The following is a 19,629-nucleotide window of genomic DNA, read 5'->3' on the forward strand; positions in this document are numbered from 1 at the left end:
TTAAATCTCCTTATTTATCATTCGAAATTATTGCGTTATTTCATAATCCTAATTCTTTGGTAAAGTATAAATTTATTGATTATTTCTATATACCATTCACATCAATCAGTTTACAAATCATATAATGAACTATCTCTCATTTTTTAATAAATGTATTGGTCCTAATAAACCAACTGGTTCTAAAACCATATACTGTGATAAATAATCCTGTTGTTGTCTCCCTAAATTATTGGTTACTTCAATTATAAGGTTATTCTCACCCTTTACTAATTCTTTAGATAAACTGAATACGTATGGAGGAGCAATACTTGAACCAATATACTGATCATTTACCCAAACTTCTGCCACTTCATAAACTCTTCCCAAATTCAATGCAAAATCTTCTGGACAATTTTCATCTAACTGGAAGTTAATTTCATATCGAATGGTGCCAGCAAAGGTTTCGTACTCTTTTAATTTTGCAATATCCTGTAATTCTGGTAAGTCAACAACAGAATCAAATTCAGGATAGTTTTTAGAAGAAGTAAAAGAGACTTTCCAATTACCTGAAATAGTTTTATTCGTACTGTATTCAAGTGCAGGTGGAACTAGTTCTTCACTTTCTATTAGAATAATAGATTGATATGCTTCTAAAGCTATTGAGACTACTCTTTTTCCATCTATTAATGTTTGTTTAACTGCTTCTATCTGGTTCGAAAATCCATTATAAGCTACAACAGATTTATCAGTTGAAAGCGTGATGTTTGTTTCAATTTTCTTATAAGGATCTTCATTAAATAACATATACACGTTTGAATCTACATGTTGATAGTGATAAGAACGCAAATATGGTTGTTTTTCACTTGTTTTAATATCATAAATTTCATTACTAAATAATGTTTTTGCCAGATTTTTTAGAGAGACAATTTCTATGTCATTAAACTCATTCTCTTTAAATTCTGCTCCAAATTCATTTCTACTTGGTAATGCGTCAATAATGAATACCTTAATACCTGCTAACTTAAATTCCATTAATTTGTCTATTAACTTTTGAGGTAATGATTCTGCATAAGGAATCACAATAGCTTTAAAATACTCACCATTAATAGAGTATTGGCTGCTTTCAATAACTGCTTCACATATTAAATCGATAGAAATTACATCAAAATCGATTTGATTCTGCATTAATTCACGTGCAGGCTTTTGAAAAAGCATATAATCTCCAAGCCATTCTGCTTCTGCGTGATAAAGTAACCCCGTACTAGCTATATGCTTTCCATCATTTAATAAATGACTTACTCTATTTAAATAATTAAATAAAATATGCATAAAGCGATATTGTGGATTATAGCCATCTGCATAGAAATGAGGTGGACAATCTGGATCTGGAAAAGCTTTAGCTGTAAATGCATGAGGAACAAAATGAGTTACCCCTCTTACTAACATGTGATCCGTAATCCATTTCATTAATTTAATACCCTCTGACCATCCATATGCACCGTAAACTTCGCACATTGTTCTGTTATGCTTCTTTGGATCCAAATGTCCTAAAGATGCACCCATTTTCGTCATTCCGTAATGAAAAAATTCCCCATCCCAACCTTTGGCTGTCATTGATTTGAATGTTCCTTTGTCCATACCAGGCATAATTTGATTTAAAACTACATCTAGTCCAGCCATATCTTGTTCCCATAAACCTCTGAAATAATGACCAGTGCCATAACCTAATCTTGCATGAGAATTATTATCTTCAATAAGATGACCTATATATTCAATACCATGATTACGGCACCAAGTCCCAAGTGTTCCGGTAAAAACTTCACCATACAATCGGCTTACTAAATCCATATATTTATATCGAATTTGATGTTCAACACCTTCTGCCTCAATTGGAGTAAGTAAGGTTAGTTGTAAGAATTCCTCGTCTGTAAACTCCTTATCAAGACCTTCTCTCCATGGAAATACCATTTCATATCTACCAATAGATCCATCAGATCCATGCATATTTCCAAATCTCGGTTCGTCGGAAAAGAATCCTGCGAACGCTTCCCCAAAATCATCTTTATACCTCTTAAAATGTGGCTCATACACTTCTTCAATTAAAACCTGTACAGCCTCTGGTACTAATGGATTTAAGTATCCTTCCGTATGTTTTTCTCCACCATAAATTGTTTTGAGTAGAACAAAAACTCGCCAATCTCCTTCAGGAATATCCCAATATAAAACACCGTCTTGGACTTGTGAACTTAAATTCACCAAAGTTTGTGAATCAATGCTATTATCTCCAGTTCTCTTTGCTGCTATAACGGCAATCACTTCATCAGGAACTGCATGCATAATTCCATCTAACGATAACTTGTTACCTGGACTTCCCCATTTTACAAGTGTGGATGCATCTTGCAGTGGACCAACAAAATCTAACGAATGAACTTTTAGATACTGTTTCATTTTATCCGGATAATTCTTTACAATCTTGCCATTAGCAGAACCTGTCGGGAAATGAGCATCGTCTAAAACCCAAACCTTCATATTTCGTTTTCTTGCTTCATCCATTATAATATCCATATCTCTCCACCATTTCTCCCCAACAAACTCAGGATGTGGTCTTGATTCAACACATATTGCTCGAATACCTGTATCATGGATTTTTTCAATTTGTTCTCTTAATATCGTTTCTTCTTCTCCATGCAACCATAGAAAAGGCAAAATATAGTTATCTTGATTATTATTTAATACCTCTATTAATTTTCTCATAAGAATTCAGTCCTTATAATTTATTAAGTTTATTCTTCTATTTTACACTGTTGTTTGATTTAATACTTAACCATTTGACTTACCAAACTTAAGTTTCTATAATCTACTAAGAGGAGGTAAATATGACTAGAGATGAGTTAAGAAAATTACTTATACAATTATCTGAAAGTGAAATGCGTCACAAGAAAAATCCCACTTCTGGTTTAAGTATTTACGAAAAGGTCAAGAAAGTAAGATCTAACGGAGAAGAAGTTTTGCTTTTTGATTTTGACCAAGATTTATATGAAATGACTCAAAAGAATACTAAGTTTCCATATAATATAAATAACCAATATTTAAATCATCAAATTGCTATTACACAGCATTCAAGATATTCACTTATACCGACACATATCCATAATTATGTTGAAATGACTTACGTTTATAAAGGTGAGTGTAAACAAATTATTAATGGTAAACTTCTTACTTTACAAGAAGGGGATATTTCTATATTAGATACAAATGTACCTCACTCTGTTTTAGAAACTTCTGAGAATGATATAATCATTAACTTTATTATGCTAAAATCCTTTTTCACTACTGCTTTTTTAAGTAGATTAGGTAGCACTGGTATCATATCGAATTTTCTTATCAATGCTATTTCTCAAACACAAGATCATAACCGCTTTATCGTCTTTCATACTGGAATAGAATCTATTTTCAAAGAAACAGTTGAGAATCTAATGTGTGAATACTTTGAACCTGATATTTGCTCAAAAGAAATAATAGAATCCTACATTGTCATCTTATTTAGTGAAATGCTTAGAACTTTTCAAAGAAATCAAGCAATGTTACATGGAAGCTCTTCTGAAAATAACTTAATACAAATACTTAAATACTTAGAGGACAATTATAAAGATTGCACACTTATTTCAACAGCAAATTACTTTAATTTTCATCCCAACTATTTTAGCTCTTTTATAAAAAAATCTACCGGTCGTACATTTAAAGAATTAATTCAAATACAACGTATGACTAGGGCTTGTATTCTATTAACGAATACATCATTAACAGTGAACGAAATTGCAAATGAAGTTGGTTACCAAAATCTTGGTTTTTTTTACAAAAAATTCACTTCCTATTTCAAGCAAACTCCCAGTGAATTCCGTAAAGGGAATTTGCAATAGATAAAGCCCTGTTAGTACTACCAACAGGGCTTTATCTTTACTTGTAAGTTTAATTAATTGTCATAACTAATTTCCCGGATTCCATATTTATACTTTGATCAAACTTTAAATCTAAAGATTCATAGTCTTGTGTATTAGTTACAATAATAGGTGTGGTTGTGTCATAATTTTCACGTTTAATCCATTCCCAATCTACTTCTGCAATTAACTGGCCTTTTTTAATTCGATCATTTTCTTTTATTTTAATATCGAATGGAGCACCTTTCAGTTCCACCGTATCAATTCCCATATGAATAAGTAATTCTACTCCATCGTCCGAAATTAGACCAATTGCATGCTTCGTATTGAAAACGGATAAAACATTCCCATCAAAAGGTGCATAAACATTCTTGTCTTCTGGGATAATGGCAAAACCTGATCCCATAGAACCACTAGAAAATACCTCATCTTTCACTTCCCCAATCGGAATAATAGTACCTTGAATGGAAGTATAAATAGCCTTATCTTCCACTTTATTAGTTTGAACTTTCTTTGCATTTTTATTTTTAATATTAGTATCTTTAAATCCGAAAAGATACGTTAAGATTGCCGTTCCAATTAAAGCTACTAAAGATGCTATGATAAAAGCGTAAAAACTAGAGTCGACACCTTCTGGATTGATAAATAGTGGAGCTGAAAATAGTGCACTTGCTCCAAAACCAAACATCTTAGCACCCATTACAGCGGTTATACCACCACCTATTGCACCTGCAATTCCAGCCATTACAAACACTCTTTTGTATGCTAGGGATACACCATAAATAGCTGGCTCTGTAACCCCTAAGAGAGCAGAAACAGTCGCTGATCCTGATATTCCTTTTAAAGATTGATTTCTTGTTTTTAAGAAAACTCCCAATGCCGCACCAGCTTGAGCAAAGATAGTCACATTTAAAATTGCATTCACTGGGTCTGAACCTAACGTAGTTATATTATTGATTAATACTGGAATAAAGGCATAATGCAAACCAAAAATAACAATAACTTGCCATAATCCGCCTAAGAGTATCCCAGCAATAATTGGTGCAAAATCATATATACCCATTGTAACGCTAGCAAGTAGTTGGCTAAATTCTGTTAGCAGAGGACCAACTGCTAAGAAAGTAACAGTACCTGTAATAAATATAGTAATCAATGGAACAAATATTAACTTAATTGAAGGAACTAATCTTTGTTCTAACCATCTTTCTATTATAGCTGCTAACCATGCTGCAAAAATAACTGGAAACAGGGATGATGTATAGCTGGCTAATATAACTGGAATCTTAAAGAACGATAAAGCTTCACCAGCTTGATATGCTGCAACAATTGCTGGATATACTAATGCTCCTCCAATTGCAGCTGGAATGTATGGGTTTCCTTTAAATTTACGACCTGCTGAAAATCCTACAATAATTGGTAAGAAGTAAAAAATACTATCCCCTAAAGCGTTTAAAAGAATATAAGTTCCATTTGTAGTTTCCATTAAATCTAGTGCTGTTGCTGCACCTAATAATCCTTTAATAATACCTCCCGCAGCCATTGTACCGATAATTGGTGTGATAATACCTATGATAATATCAATTAAGCGGTTAAATGCATTCTTTTTCACAGGATCTTGCGCTTGTCTTTCTTCTGATAAGAATGAATCTCCTAGTATATTGCCTACTTCTTTATATACCTCTTTTACTTTATTTCCAATGATAACTTGGTACTGTCCTCCACTAACGACAACTGTTAGGACTCCATCTAAATCTTTTATAGCTTCCGTATCAGCAATTGCATTATCTTTCAAGGTAAATCTTAGTCGAGTAACACAATGAACGACATTATTAACATTATTTTTTCCACCAATTAAGCGAATAACTTCAGTAGCTAACTGATGTTTCTCCATAGGAACTCCTCCTTAAAATCTTTATCCTCATTCACATCTGATAAGAACTCCCTTACTAGTAAGAAAAACCATTTTTAAGCGTTTTCATTTTTCAAAAAAATAATTCTACAAATACAAATACTTGTATTCTTTTTAAAGTTATAAGCTTATGAATGTATTTTAGCAATAATACATTTTTAAAAATACCTCTATTTCTTAATCACTTTAGTTACCAAACTTAACATGTATTATAGCGCTTGCAAACATTATAAGAAAACAAAAGGAAGAGTCTTAAAAAACGATACTCTATTCTTTTGTTTTCATTATAAATAAATTTAATTTATAATTTCACAGTAAAATTTAGTATTCCTGCTCTTGGTTTTACATTAAATGCTTTTGCAAGATCTAACAATTGTTGGTCACTAATCGTTTGTTTTTTTCCACCTTGAGCACAAACTATAGTGTAAACCTGGTTACGATTGCAATCAGATGAGGAAAGAACTCACATGCTTAAATTAGTGGATTTTGTTGTTGATCGTGATGGTACAGTCCAGCTAACTAACCTTCCCGCTCCACCAAGTGACTTCGGTACTCCCTTAGAGACTTTTCAAAAGGTATTAGAACATGAACAGTTTGTGACAAACTCTTACCGTAAAGCTTTTAATTATGTTAATCAAGTAGACCCACAAGCTGCTGTAATTGTTCAAGATTTTTTAAGAGAGCAGATTGATGAAGAAGCACAAGCTAAAACGATTACTGATCGCCTTAATCTTGTTCAGAATAATCCTTCTGCGTTGTTACTCGTAGATCAAGAACTAGGAGCTAGAACAACTCCTGCTGCTCCTGCTGCAGGTTAATTATACTTAGCTACTCCATAATGGTGACTCTCTCTCCTATAGAAAGGTCTATAGGAGAGATTTCTGACATGACATACCCTTGATTTGCAATTTCATTAATTTAAAAGGTACCTGAAAGTAACCAACTCCTAGGTCTTCTAATTATATAGACCAATAAAAATTAACCGCTAATTCAATAGAATTAATTTTAAACAACTTTAGCTCCATAAAAAATCTATGTATAAAATTGAATATTCGTTTCCTGAGTATTTCTAATTATCCGTAAAGCTTCTAGGTGGGTTTACATATTCCCCTTCAATTTTCACACCAATTCCTTGGTCGTATACCATCTTCCCTCCAAAATATCCTACTGAAAGGATTCCAATTGCGCATACCATAGATAATATAGTTCCTATTACTAGCCACTGGTTACCCATATTTTTCTTCTTTATTACAAAATAAAATCGAAATAAAGCAACAAACAAGCTTAGCCAAGTAGTAATGGTCGCTAGTTTATCATGATATTGAAAGAGATTAGTATTACCCTGAGCATCATGCCCAGGACCAGTTCCAATAGCTATCCACGCACTAATAAAAGCAAATAGCCATAGCCAATCTCCATTACGAGATGGTGTATGTTTAAAAGCTGCAAATAATAAATCGTATAGTGCTGCAAGAGTAATTATGACGATAGGAAAGTGAACAACTATAGGATGAGGATGTGAAATTATTTCATTTATCATTTTACTTTTCCTTTCTGTAACAAGAATCCTTTTCCTTCTTTATTTATAGCTTTCCTTTTATTCTTAGTTGTATTCTCTATTATGAGGATTTTAATAGCTTAACCTTATAGTAGAAACAATAGGATTGGGGTGAAGCTAGAACAGCACCTTCTATGAATTTCAAATAAGTTTTTACACTAAATCGCTATGTAACTAGAAGAGAATCATCTATACAGAAGTTTCTCTTTCCTTTTTGAAAATAACGAATAGTTTTCCTTCTATAGTTAACAAGATATAAAAGGCTTCAAAAAATTATTGCTACTAGACCATAACCATATGGTTTAGCAAACCAATATGGGGTTCCAACATAGCCTATAGGAGCAATAGGACCTACATAGCCATGATGTCCAATACCACTTATACCAATGTGTCCAATTGGGCCTACATGCCCAAAATGGCCAACTCCTATATGTCTTGTATAAGACAATATATTCATCATAATTACCTCCTTATGTGTCTTAACATTTAACATAAACGACTCTATTCTAGACAATAATTCATGAAGAATAATAACTAATTAATAGTGAAAAATACAAAATATGAAATTATCTTAGGAGGAAACAATGGCGGAACAATATGAGGTTATCCTGCGATCTATAGGTGCATTTATCATGCTATTAATTGGCTCCCATTTATTAGGCAAACAAACCATTTCTCAAATGAGAATTTTTGATTTTATATCTGCTATTTCTATTGGAGCGATTACAGGTAACTTGGCTTTTAATTTAGATATTAAAATACACCACTTGCTCCTCGCCTTTTTCATTTTCATTTTTACAGCTATACTAACTGCGGTGATAGCAATGAAAAATCGTAAATTAAGAAAATTTCTATCAGGAGATCCTACTATAGTTATACAAAATAGTAAGATATTAGAGGACAATATGAAAAAAATGCGTTATACAATTGACTATTTAAATCAACAATTAAGAGAGAAAGATGTCTTTAATATACACGAAGTGCTATATGCATTGGTTGAGACTAAAGGTACTTTAACTGTATTAAAAAAACCATAGTATCGAAATGTTACCATGCAGGACATGCACTTATACATAGCTTCTGAAAAAAAACTACCAATAGAATTAATTATGGATGGAAAGGTCATAACAGAAAATTTGCTACAAAATAACCTTTCAACACAGTGGTTGGATGAAGAACTTAAAAAACGTCAACTAGACTTAAAAGATGTGTTCTATGCCGTTCTACTTGTACAAGATAATCTTTATATTGATTGTTATAATGATTTTATTAGTTCACCCATAGATAAAGAGTAGAATCTAACATTTTAACTTTACATTAATAAGCTTTGAATTTTATTTTAAAAAATATAGAAACCATACCGCATGGTTTTGTTCGTCACTGGCTGCTCTTTTATATTGCTCTCTTATATATTCATTATCTGTTTTGGAACTTATTTCTAAATAATGGTCAACTGTCTTTTGTTCATCATGAAAAGCAAAATCTAATCCAGCTTTAAAGTTATTAGGACACTCCTCTGTTAATTTCGGGTTGTATTTTCTGCCTGTTAGTTGACTATAAATTTTAGAAAATGTATTTAAATGTCTCATTTCATCTTTCCTAATTTCAGTGATTATTTCTTTTTGTTCTCTTTTAGGTGCCATATTAATTAGTTGTTGGTAGCACGCTATTGCAGAAAACTCACCATCTATAGATTTCTCAATTAAAGGAATAATGTCGTTTTGTCTATGAGCTGCTGGAACCATTGGTCCAAGATATTGATAATAACCAATTGGAGACATTGGTGGATGTGGTATGTTATACATTTTTTGACCAAAATGAACGTGACAGGAAGGACCAGAGCAATGTAAAGGTTGCCCCCAAGGACCGTGATGAGCATGAGAATATCCCTGATAGACTACTCCATTTAGGCCAGTTGTTACAGAAGGATACATATACTTACCTCCATTTTTTAATTCATATTATGCATGGTTCAGGTAAGGGTAGGTTGTCTATTTAAGAATGGGTATTTGTGTAGTTGTTATTCCAACTAAAATTAGTTAAAAAATACATTTTTTGAAAAAACTTTCATATAAGGTGACATTTATTATGACGTACTAAAATCCTAACTTCTCTTTGTACCATCGATTATATAGAAAAAACTGCAGTATTCTGCAGTTTTTTAATTTTATTTCCTTGGATTATTATATGGTTAGTAATCATTAAATTTATGCAAATTTATTTTTCATAAGATAGATAACCATGTCTTCACTGCTGTTGCTAAAATTAATAGACCCATTGTCCCTTGTAACACTTTTATGTTAATTTTTTTACCCAATTTGGCACCTAAAGGAGAAGCAATTAAGCTAGCCACAACCATAATAACCGCAGGAAGTATTGGTATATTTCCTGTTACGATTTTGCCTGAAACAGCCCCAATAGATGAAATCAATGTAATGGCTAACGAGGATGCAATGGTCATTCTTGTTGGTATTTTTAGGACTACAAGCATAATAGGTACTAAAAGGAATGCTCCTCCTGCACCTACAATCCCTGCACCAATACCCACTATGAACGCAAACAAGGATGCAAGCCATTTGTTAAACCTTATTTGATCAAAATGAATATCCTCAACCCCTCTTTTAGGAAGAAACATCATAATAACGGCAATAAGAGCTAAGATTCCATAAACAATATTTATTCCATTCTCCGGCATATGAGTCGAACTGAGTCCCCCAATAAAGCTTCCAGTTAATATGCTTACTCCCATGTAAATGATTAACGTTTTATTTAGAAATCCATCCTTACGATAGGCTAAAACACCTCCGAGTGTTGCAAAAAACACTTGAATGGCAGTAATCCCTGAAACTTCATGGGCCGTAAAATGTCCTGCGCCTAACATTACTGGTATATATAGCAACATGGGATAGTTGATGATAGCACCACCAATTCCTAACATCCCAGAAATAAAAGAACCAACAAATCCAATTACAAAAATTGTAGCTATAATAGTAATATCCATGTTGTTACACCTCTTTAGAAAAAGGGAACCTTATTTGGTCCCCTTTATTTTCAACCCTTTTTAATCCAGAATTTTAATACTCCATTTTCGTCTTCATGTTTTATTAATTCATGTCCTCCTGATTTAGCCCAAGCTGTTAAATCGTTTAGCGCTCCTTTATCTGTTGTATGGACTTCTAATACTTCACCTGTTTCCATATCTCCCATTGTTTTTTTTGTCTTTACAATCGGCATTGGGCACGCTAACCCTTTTGCATCTAATACTTTATTTGAATTCATTTGTTATTCCTCCTATTTTATAATTAACGAACGGCACAACGGTTAGGTCCAATTTCCATCTCACGTTGTTTATCTATTTCCGGGTTTATTTTCCCCATATTTGTCTCACGAATTTCTTGATATGCATTTGGTTGTGGCGGCAAGTTTTCAGTTACTAATTTTCTAAACTCGTTTTCATTATCGATATTGAGTCCATGGTTTTTTGTAAACAATTTTCCAAGTTTTTCTGCTACGCTACCATCCTCATTTAACTCGTCTATAATCATAAAGTGTGCTGGTAGAACAATTAGTTCACCAGACAATTCTTTGTAGCGTTTATACAATGTCTCTCTTAAATCACTGACCCAGTCTTCTGCCATACCTGCAAGATCAGGCCTTCCGATAGAATCAATGAACAAAATATCACCTGAAAGCAAGTATTTATCATCCACAATAAATGAAGTTGATCCAATCGTATGTCCAGGTGAATACAATGCTGCAATATTAATGGTTGTATTACCAATTGTTACATCATTTCCATCTTCTAATGGCTGGTAAGAAAAAGTCACTTCCGTTGCATCCTTAGGTGGTAACCAATAGACAGCACCAGTTTTCTCAGCAATTGTACGTCCTCCGGAAATATGGTCTGCATGAAGGTGCGTATCAAATACGTGTCTAATTTTCACTCCCTTACTTACTGCAAAATCAAGATAGATATCCGTCATACGCGTTGAATCGATTACTACTGCTTCTCCTTCTGATAACACCATGTAGGATAGACATCCTTTACCTACTCGAACAAATTGATAAATTTCACCACCATCATTCAAGTCACCAATCTTAACTGGTTCTAAATGCTCACTCCATGCCTTCATTCCACCCTGTAAATAGAAAACATTTAATCCAACATCAGAAAGCATTTCTGCTACCATTACAGATGATCCTTCCTTTGCACAAACAACTAGTACTTCTTTCTTAGTGGAGATTTCACCTATAATTTCATCCACCCCATCAAGTAATTCAAAATAAGGAACATTTAAATATTCAATGTTTTCTCCTTCAATCTTCCAATCTTTAAAATCACTCTCATTACGAACATCAAGAATAAACAACTCTTCTTTATTCAAAACTTTTTTCGTCACATCTTTTGAAGTCATTACGTAAACAGTCATCTTTATACCCCCTATGGTATTATTTTATTTAAAAAAATATATAATTTTAAAAAGTTAAAGTTACATCTGCATCCTTTGCAAATTCCAAAAATGTTACTGCTCCGCCTACTTCCATTCCATCGACAAAATTTTCTTTTTCTAATCCCATAACATCCATTGTCATTTGACAGCCTATAAAATTAACTCCCATTTCTTTTGCCATAGACACTAATTCTGGAATGGAAGGTACATTCGCTTTAATAAATCCTTCAGCAAGCTGTTCTTTACCTTCAGGCATGATTAAGTGCTTATATGCTTCCTTATGAATCAAATTCAACCCTTCAAAAGTAAAGAAAACAGATACTTCTTGATCAGTTGCTGCTGCCGCAGTTGCAATGTTAAAAACCTTATAAGCATCAAATAATCCACCATTACTTGCAATAATTGCTACTTTTTTGTTCATCGTTAATTCCCCCATTTTTTAATCATTTATACTACTTGTTTTCCCACTCCATTGACTCATACCTTGTTCAACATTAATTACATTATTAAATCCATTTTCAGTTAACTTTTGCGCAGCAAGATCGCTACGATTTCCTGTTCGACAAACTATATAAATTTCATCATTTTTGTTTAAAACATTCATTTTGTTTTCCAATTCTCCCAATGGGATAGAGATAGCGTTAGGAATATGGTTAAAAGCAAATTCTGCATTTTCTCTAACATCAATAACTACAATGTTCTTATCCACATCTATTTTCTTTTCTAGTTCTTCATTGCTAATAATATTTGGGTGTTTTTTTTCATTCGATTCTTCATTAGAAGATTTACGCAAATAATGCTTCAGCACTTCCCCTTCTTCTATTGTTCCTAGATATTGATGTCCAGTGCTTTCAGCCCACGCTTTCATGTCTGCTTTAGAGCCTTTATCCGTCGCTTGAACTTCCAATACTTGCCCTGCCTCTAAGTTTTTCATTTCTTTTTTTGTTTTAACAATTGGCATCGGACATGCTAAACCTTTTGCATCTAAAATTGTATTTGCTTTTAAGTTCTCCATTTTTCAGCCTCCATCACTTATACCTGTTAGGGTATTATTAGTTTTAAAAAAATTTATTCTACTTTTCCTTCCCAAGCAAGCATTCCACCAGTCATATTAATCACATTAAATCCATAATCTTCAAGGAATTGTGTGGCACGACCACTTCTTGCACCAGAACGGCAAACGATGATATAATCAATAGTCTTATCTAATTCATGCATGCGAAACTCAACTAAACCTAATGGGATATTTATAGCACTTGGTATTTTCCCAGTGGCAACTTCATCCACCTCTCGCACATCAATAATATTTAATTTCTTTCCTTCGTTTATTAGAGCCTCTACTTCTTTTACAGTCATTTGTTTCATTAGTTAGTTCTTCTCCTTCTGTTTATTTTAAAACCAAGCACCCATGCCGCCTTTGACGTTAGTTACGTTTTTAAAACCTAACCTTTTTAAGACTTTACTTGCTCGTTGACTTCTCATTCCACTTTGACAAATTACGATAACTTCTTTTTCCTTTGAAAGTTCCTTTTCTGCTATTTGAGCAAGTTGATGGAGTGGTATATTTTTAAAACCTTTAATATGGTTTCCTTTAAACTCTCCATTTGTTCGAACATCTACAAATTGTTTGTTCTTATTATTTATTTCTTTTTTTAATTGATTAGTGGTAATATTGTTAATTCCCTTTATTGGTAAAAACCTTCTTATTATGAAAAATAGTACCAATGCAAGGACAAGATAATTTAAATATGTCATATTAAAACCTCCTTTAATCAAGAGAACTTATACTTTTATCTAGTTAGATAAATAGATTAACATTTCCATCCTCAGCATCCGCTAAATAAGCAGCAACACCTGCATATTCTATGTTACCTAATAACTCTTCTTGTTTTAGTCCTAATAAATCCATTGTCATGGTACAAGCTACAAGTTTTACATCTTGTTCTTGAGCCATTTCAATTAATTGTGGTAAAGGCATAGCGTTATGCTTTTTCATAATATCCTTAATCAGCTTAGGACCCATTCCAGCAAAGTTCATTTTGGATAACCCCATTTTATCAGCACCTCTAGGCATCATCTTGCCAAACATTCTTTCCATAAACCCTTTTTTTACTGCAATATCTTCGTCCTTACGTAAAGCATTTAAACCCCAAAAAGTGTGAAAAATAGTTACTTCATGATCATAAGCTGCAGCACCATTAGCTATAATGTAAGCAGCCATTGCTTTATCATAATCACCACTAAATAGTACAATGGTTGTTTTTTTCTTTTCAGTCATATTGTTACCTCCAGTATTAATTTAACCCATACCCGCATGGGTATTATAAAAAGCAAAAAATTATCCTTTTTTAATCCAAAACTTCAATACACCATTTTCTTCTTTTTGACTCAATAATTCGTGACCTACTGTTTTAGACCAGGCTGAAAAATCATTTATTGCCCCTTTATCTGTTGTATGAATTTCTAATATTTGACCAGTTTCAAGTTCAGTCATTGCCTTTTTTGTTTTTACAATTGGCATCGGACATGCTAATCCTTTTGCATCTAACAATTTGTCGAATTTCACTAGTAATCATCCTTTCCAATACCACTACCCCTATGGGTATATATAATAATTAAAAAAAGAGAAGGTGTCAACTCTTTCTTATCTGCTTTTTACAAGTAGGTTTACAGCTTCTTTTACTAATTCCTCTGTATTCTCACCATTTTTATCAGCTTCCCGAACACATTCAATTAAATTTGAACTAACAATCAATCCTATTGTTCGGTCAATTCCAGTTCTTGATGCAGATAATTGTGTAATTACTTCCTTGCAATCTTTATTCTCTTCCATCATTTTCAAAATTCCTCTTAACTGTCCTTCTATACGTTTGACTCTATTTTTTATTTGTTCATTATAATCCATTTTTCTTCCTCCCCTTTTATAGTAAATCATCATGTAATGATGCCATTTATATTAGTGTTTTAATTTTCAGCAATTTATATCAGGTTTTCATTGATAAAGTATAAGCAAATGAAATAATTTCACTTACAAGCTTTATAATATACCCCTATAGGTATATTGTCAATAAAGAATTTTATAAAAAAGACCGCAATTAGTTTAGCGGTCAAAAAGGATATATATGGCGTTAAGAAGTAATTCCATTTAAAATGATACACATTTATCAATACATCTAATTAAACGCTCTTCTATACTTTAGCAAATAACTCCATGTCCTTATCATTTAGAAGGCTTATCAGTGCAGTTGGCCTAGGCATTTTATCTTTGTTTGTCCATTATCTTCATAAACAACAATTTTACAAGGTAAAAAGTATCCTGCCATTCCATTTCCGTTTAGCACCCTATGTGCTTCATCTGGATTGCATACTTCTAAAACTTTGAACTCTTTTTGAAATTCTAACCCTTTCTCTTTAAGCTTTTCCTTAATATCAAACATCCACAAAACACCAAAATTTTCTTCTTTTAAGCTTCCCTCTAACCTAGTTATAGTATAATTTACGCTTTTATTTGTAAGAACTGTATAATCAAACACACTAAACACTACCTTCTTTTCTTTAAATAATTGCTACAATATCTCTTACTTTTGTACTAATTATAAATTGACTTCTTTCAAATCTAATCTGAAGGACGATTGAATTTACAAATTGACCTATAAAATAAATAGGAATCCTAAATAAGTTACTATTAATACATACTATTATCTGCCTTCGGAGGTGATTCCATCCACCCATTTTCTATTAAGATATTAGCTCCATCGTCTACAAATATACCAAGGTTGACGAGACTTCTACCATACATCAATCCAACATCTCTTCGCCCATTTACCGCAATTGAATTGCCCAAAGCCCTAATTTTCATTGTAAACATGTCGACTTTATGAAATAACATAAGTTTATCTGAAAATGCGGGAAAGCTGGAAGTTGTCACTAAATGATCTAGAAAGGTCGGGGTTGGCAAGTTATCCCGATGAAATTTTTCCATATATTTCTTAACCGATTTATCAGTCATATCAAGACCTCTTTTAAACAATGCTTTAACCTTTTCCTCTCTTACCGTACGATAAAATCCCAACAATAATGCTCGGCTTGTTGTATTATTTTCAATGTTATCGTATAAGTGAGTTATTTCTAATGCATGTAAAGGTCTAATATCTCCAATAAAACCTTTTAAGTAGCTTTGTTTGTTTATAAAGTCATTGTTCTTTGGTGTTGGAATAGATGGTGGTTTGATTATTAATTTTTTACCCATTAGGACACTATTGATCTTGATCTGGCCTAAGAAGATACTGGTGCATTGATTACAATAAAATAAAGAATTCTCTTATATCCTCTCTCATGATTATAGGAACAGCAATAGCATATATACTAAGTCCTGTCTTTGCTACATACTTTAAATAATGCACATAAAATTCATCTTGGTATAAACGAGGAGCACCTAAGCTTGCATCTTCATCATTAAAGCCAGATGGTATAGGGAAATTTGCATCATTAAATATTTTTTCTATTCTTTGAATAAAATCCTTAGACAAGGATTGACCATTCTCTAACAACATTCTTATATATTCATCTTCACAATGTTGTAGAAAATAGCTTATTATTTGAGAAGTCATACTGTTACCAATATAAGTGGCCCAAAGTTTACCCATTTCAACTGATGTTAAAGAATTAGTTTCATCTATTTTAACCTGGTTTAATTCTAATGGTTTTAAAATATCCATAGGGTTTAAAACATTCATGCAATAATCACCTTATCTTTTTGATTTAGATTAACCTTAATAAAGATAATTATGCTAATAGTAAAGAAATACTTTTTGGCTATCGCTTCTAAAATGAGAACCTAGAAGCGATAAAAATCGTATTAGGAATACAAAAGAAATACTTCGAGTAGTGAAGTGTTTGTATATATTATTCCTTATAGTTATTAAAGCGTAGATATTCGTCTTGTTTTTCCAAAATCCATTTGAATTGAACCTCTAATATATTTTCACAAAAACTATCCTGCCATGTTTCTCCCATAAGCTATTTTTTCATTTATTACAGGAATGCTGCCCTGTTTGTGAGAGAGCAAAAATTGCATTTTCTTTACTGGATCAACGCCCCCCTTTTTTTTAAAACACTACTTAATATCAGTTCAATTTTTTCAGGTATAGAAATTAAAGAACTCTTTCAGAAATAATGTACCTTGTACAAAAATAAAAAGAACTCTTTTTGGGAAATATAATTATCAAGTTAAAGATTATTATACGGAGTGATTTGATTGAACGAACAAGATATTCTACAATCAATTTTTGATTATAAAGAAAGAATTAGTGAACTACGTGTGGATCACTGGATGAAATATTCTAATTGGAAGACTTGGTATTTTTGGTTTAATATCCTGTCAATCTTAATTCCCTTAACCATGCTTTATTTTAAAATAGATAGAAAACGATTATTTGAAATCTGTTTTTTCGGGTTAATAGTTCATGTTACTTGGTCAAATATTGATAGCATATTATCTCAAAACAATTACTTAATTCATCCCCATGGATTTACACATTTTCTTCCTATGGGTATTACTGTTACAGCTGTCTTACTACCTGTCTGTTTTATGCTTTTATATCAATATTGCTCTAATAAAGGTAATAATTTCCATCTTTATACAATATTACTTTCTGCTTTATTTGCTTATGCTTTTGGTTACCTATCAAAGAAAGTAGAATTGCTAATAATGTATAAGGGAATGAAGTTAACATACCTCTTTCTGATTGATATTGCAGTTGCATACATAGCTTATTGGGTTACCAAATTATTCATTATAATTAAAAATCAAACGTCAAAAAAATAAATCTTCTTTAGATAGTATACAAAATTCAACTCTTTAAGTATTAGTACGTCAAAGTATCAATTAAGCAAACTTAACAAGGGATCTTATTTTTGTAAAAAAAGGAGCTAGGAATAGAATTTGCATAAGCAAAAAAACAAACCAGCTTAAAAACACGCTGAAGAAAAAATAATGATTGGTTAAAATATTATAAATAATCCTCCAATAAAGGGGATTATTTTTATTTTGTGAAGGAATGTACTTAAACTAATCTTCTTCCCTTTTTAGCGAAAAAAAAGACCCCAGGTAAACCTAGAATCTTTGATTGATTAATTGTTCTTCATATAGTTTTGATAATTCTTATTACCACCAGAAAGATTATAGATATCGTTAAACCCTAAGTTACGCATAACATTTTGTGCAGCATTCCCAGTTACACCACCATTACAGTAAGTTACTGTCGGCAAATTGGGATCAAGTTCTTTACATTTCTCACGCAATTGGCCTAGTGGTATATTTATTGCCGTCGCCACTTTTGATACATTATATTGTTTTGGTGCCCGTGTATCAATAACTTGAATGGCTTCTCCCTTTTCTATTCTCTCCGTTAGTTCCTTGGGTGTAATTAGCTTATTCTTCTTTTCAATAGCATTTTGCAAAGCCATTCCAGTGTACATTACTGGATCTTTTGTTGTACTGAATGGTGGTGCGTAGGCAAGATCAAGATGGAATAAGTCTTCTGCTTTTGCCTTAAACGTAAGAGCTGTTACAAAGACATCAATTCGTTTATCGACTCCTTCTTCCCCTACTATTTGCACACCTAAAACCCTGCCAGTTTCTCTATCTGCAATTGCCTTAATGACTATTTCTTTTCCGCCGAGGTACTCTGCTCTTGCTGGTTTAATATTATGAAGTATTTCAATATCATAGCCTTCTTCTAAAGCTTCCACTTCATTCATACCTGTTTGACCAACAGCTAAATCAAATACTCGTAGTATACCTGTGCCTAAAATACCTCGATGTTCTAAAGAGCCACCTGTTATTACATCTCCAGCTATTCTTCCCATTTTATTAGCTGTACTTCCTAATGGACGATAGATCGGTTTTCCTGTAATTACAGAGTAACTTTCAGCAACATCACCAACAGCGTATACATCAGGAAGGTTAGTTTGCATTTTAGTGTTAACTGAAATAGCACCAGTAGCACCAATTTCTACTCCGATATCCTTAGCCAATTGTGTATTTGGACGAACTCCCGTTGCTAATATAACAATATCCGTTTCAATAGCTTTTCCTGATTTAGTTTGTACTTCCTTCTTACTTATAGCAGTTACTTCATCATTTAAGATGAGGTTTACTCCTTTTTTCACTAAATGTTCTTCCACACGAGAAGCCATATCCTTATCAAGATGAGCCATTACATGATTACTGCGTTGAACTATTGTGACATCTAAGCCTCTGTGAGTAAGTTGTTCAGCCATTTCCAGACCAATATATCCAGCACCAATTATTGTTGCTTTCTTTGGTTGATTTGTTTTTATATATTGGTCAATTGCTGCTGTATTTTGTATCGTACGTACCTGGAAAACATGCTCACTATCTACGCCATTAATGTCAGGAGTTATTGGAGAAGCTCCTGTTGCAAAAATTAGTACATCGTATGTGTCTTCTTTTATTTCATTTGTATCTAAGTTCTTAACTTGAACTTTCTCCATCTTTGCATCAATTGAAGTTACTTCGTGACGAGTAAAGATATCTACGTTATAACGCTTTTTAAACCATGCTGCATTTCTCGGGGTTAATGTTTCCAACTCATCTACTTCTCCACCTAGAAAATAAGGAATACCGCATATTGAATAAGAAATGTCGTAGTCCGCATTATATAGAGTGATTTCAGCATTTTCATCGTTCCTACGTGCTTTTGCCGCTACAGATGTTCCTGCTGCTACAGATCCTATAATAAGTACTTTCATGATTAATCCTCCAAAATT

At 32.6% G+C, this 19,629-nt stretch carries 20 protein-coding genes and 3 pseudogenes; 4 read left to right on the forward strand and 19 right to left on the reverse strand.

The features are described 5' to 3' along the window. Window positions 1-129 precede the first annotated feature (129 nt). A complete protein-coding gene (locus tag L8T27_RS26485) occupies window positions 130-2,733 on the reverse strand; it encodes a glycosylhydrolase-like jelly roll fold domain-containing protein (RefSeq protein ID WP_237944260.1) in 2,604 nt (867 codons plus the stop codon). Between the two features lie 122 nt (window positions 2,734-2,855). Between L8T27_RS26485 and L8T27_RS26490 the strand changes: the two genes are divergently transcribed. Continuing rightward, window positions 2,856-3,899 (forward strand): AraC family transcriptional regulator, encoded by a 1,044-nt coding sequence (locus L8T27_RS26490; RefSeq protein WP_237944261.1) that lies wholly within the window; start codon window positions 2,856-2,858, stop codon window positions 3,897-3,899. 49 nt (window positions 3,900-3,948) lie between these two features. Here the strand turns inward: L8T27_RS26490 and L8T27_RS26495 are convergent, their stop codons facing one another. Continuing rightward, window positions 3,949-5,808, reverse strand: coding sequence for a beta-glucoside-specific PTS transporter subunit IIABC (locus tag L8T27_RS26495; protein ID WP_237944262.1), 1,860 nt, complete (start codon window positions 5,806-5,808; stop codon window positions 3,949-3,951). A 449-nt stretch (window positions 5,809-6,257) separates the two neighbouring features. Here L8T27_RS26495 and L8T27_RS26500 point away from each other — a divergent pair. Further along, a pseudogene (locus L8T27_RS26500) lies at window positions 6,258-6,644 on the forward strand (ferritin); the annotation flags it as partial. 251 nt (window positions 6,645-6,895) lie between these two features. Here L8T27_RS26500 and L8T27_RS26505 read toward each other — a convergent pair. Beyond that, window positions 6,896-7,366, reverse strand: a complete 471-nt coding sequence (locus L8T27_RS26505; protein ID WP_237944263.1) for a DUF2231 domain-containing protein — start codon at window positions 7,364-7,366, stop codon at window positions 6,896-6,898. 283 nt (window positions 7,367-7,649) lie between these two features. Further along, the gene (locus tag L8T27_RS26510; protein WP_237944264.1) at window positions 7,650-7,844 is read right to left on the reverse strand and encodes a hypothetical protein; all 195 of its coding nucleotides are present in this window, start codon (window positions 7,842-7,844) and stop codon (window positions 7,650-7,652) included. A gap of 124 nt (window positions 7,845-7,968) precedes the next feature. On the opposite strand from L8T27_RS26510, the pseudogene L8T27_RS26515 reads away from it, so the two are divergent. Further along, window positions 7,969-8,679, forward strand: a pseudogene (locus L8T27_RS26515) (DUF421 domain-containing protein). 39 nt (window positions 8,680-8,718) lie between these two features. On the opposite strand, the gene L8T27_RS26520 reads toward L8T27_RS26515, so the two are convergent. The 14 genes and pseudogenes from L8T27_RS26520 to L8T27_RS28890 all read right to left on the reverse strand — a co-directional run bounded on the left by L8T27_RS26520 (window position 8,719) and on the right by L8T27_RS28890 (window position 16,571). After that, a complete protein-coding gene (locus L8T27_RS26520; protein WP_237944418.1) occupies window positions 8,719-9,129 on the reverse strand; it encodes a ferritin-like domain-containing protein in 411 nt (136 codons plus the stop codon). A 479-nt stretch (window positions 9,130-9,608) separates the two neighbouring features. Then, entirely contained in the window at window positions 9,609-10,385 is a 777-nt protein-coding gene (locus L8T27_RS26525; RefSeq protein ID WP_237944265.1) for a sulfite exporter TauE/SafE family protein, read from the reverse strand. Window positions 10,386-10,435: 50 nt separating this feature from the next. Beyond that, a complete protein-coding gene (locus L8T27_RS26530; RefSeq protein ID WP_237944266.1) occupies window positions 10,436-10,663 on the reverse strand; it encodes a sulfurtransferase TusA family protein in 228 nt (75 codons plus the stop codon). Between the two features lie 23 nt (window positions 10,664-10,686). Then, window positions 10,687-11,814, reverse strand: coding sequence for an MBL fold metallo-hydrolase (locus tag L8T27_RS26535; protein ID WP_245400154.1), 1,128 nt, complete (start codon window positions 11,812-11,814; stop codon window positions 10,687-10,689). A 46-nt stretch (window positions 11,815-11,860) separates the two neighbouring features. After that, on the reverse strand, window positions 11,861-12,256 hold the full coding sequence (locus L8T27_RS26540) for a DsrE/DsrF/DrsH-like family protein (RefSeq protein WP_233315226.1): 396 nt from the start codon (window positions 12,254-12,256) through the stop codon (window positions 11,861-11,863). A gap of 18 nt (window positions 12,257-12,274) precedes the next feature. Continuing rightward, window positions 12,275-12,850, reverse strand: a complete 576-nt coding sequence (locus tag L8T27_RS26545; RefSeq protein WP_237944267.1) for a sulfurtransferase TusA family protein — start codon at window positions 12,848-12,850, stop codon at window positions 12,275-12,277. Window positions 12,851-12,903: 53 nt separating this feature from the next. After that, window positions 12,904-13,200, reverse strand: a complete 297-nt coding sequence (locus L8T27_RS26550; protein ID WP_182104616.1) for a rhodanese-like domain-containing protein — start codon at window positions 13,198-13,200, stop codon at window positions 12,904-12,906. 27 nt (window positions 13,201-13,227) lie between these two features. Further along, window positions 13,228-13,590 (reverse strand): rhodanese-like domain-containing protein, encoded by a 363-nt coding sequence (locus L8T27_RS26555; RefSeq protein WP_237944268.1) that lies wholly within the window; start codon window positions 13,588-13,590, stop codon window positions 13,228-13,230. A 43-nt stretch (window positions 13,591-13,633) separates the two neighbouring features. Next, complete coding sequence (locus tag L8T27_RS26560) at window positions 13,634-14,113, reverse strand: DsrE/DsrF/DrsH-like family protein (RefSeq protein WP_127742319.1); 480 nt, start codon at window positions 14,111-14,113, stop codon at window positions 13,634-13,636. Between the two features lie 60 nt (window positions 14,114-14,173). After that, window positions 14,174-14,401 (reverse strand): sulfurtransferase TusA family protein, encoded by a 228-nt coding sequence (locus L8T27_RS26565; RefSeq protein ID WP_237944269.1) that lies wholly within the window; start codon window positions 14,399-14,401, stop codon window positions 14,174-14,176. A gap of 78 nt (window positions 14,402-14,479) precedes the next feature. After that, window positions 14,480-14,740, reverse strand: coding sequence for a metal-sensitive transcriptional regulator (locus tag L8T27_RS26570; RefSeq protein WP_127742315.1), 261 nt, complete (start codon window positions 14,738-14,740; stop codon window positions 14,480-14,482). A 240-nt stretch (window positions 14,741-14,980) separates the two neighbouring features. Next, window positions 14,981-15,368, reverse strand: a pseudogene (locus tag L8T27_RS26575) (DUF302 domain-containing protein). 152 nt (window positions 15,369-15,520) lie between these two features. Next, entirely contained in the window at window positions 15,521-16,084 is a 564-nt protein-coding gene (locus tag L8T27_RS28885; protein ID WP_328040854.1) for a DUF3231 family protein, read from the reverse strand. 49 nt (window positions 16,085-16,133) lie between these two features. Further along, the gene (locus L8T27_RS28890; RefSeq protein ID WP_328040855.1) at window positions 16,134-16,571 is read right to left on the reverse strand and encodes a DUF3231 family protein; all 438 of its coding nucleotides are present in this window, start codon (window positions 16,569-16,571) and stop codon (window positions 16,134-16,136) included. Between the two features lie 521 nt (window positions 16,572-17,092). On the opposite strand from L8T27_RS28890, the gene L8T27_RS26585 reads away from it, so the two are divergent. Then, window positions 17,093-17,662 (forward strand): CBO0543 family protein, encoded by a 570-nt coding sequence (locus tag L8T27_RS26585; RefSeq protein ID WP_237944270.1) that lies wholly within the window; start codon window positions 17,093-17,095, stop codon window positions 17,660-17,662. 305 nt (window positions 17,663-17,967) lie between these two features. On the opposite strand, the gene L8T27_RS26590 is transcribed toward L8T27_RS26585, so the two are convergent. Further along, entirely contained in the window at window positions 17,968-19,611 is a 1,644-nt protein-coding gene (locus L8T27_RS26590; protein ID WP_237944271.1) for an FAD-dependent oxidoreductase, read from the reverse strand. Window positions 19,612-19,629 lie beyond the last annotated feature (18 nt).

This window comes from Niallia sp. Man26 (genome assembly GCF_022049065.2).
Lineage (GTDB): Bacteria > Bacillota > Bacilli > Bacillales > Cytobacillaceae > Niallia.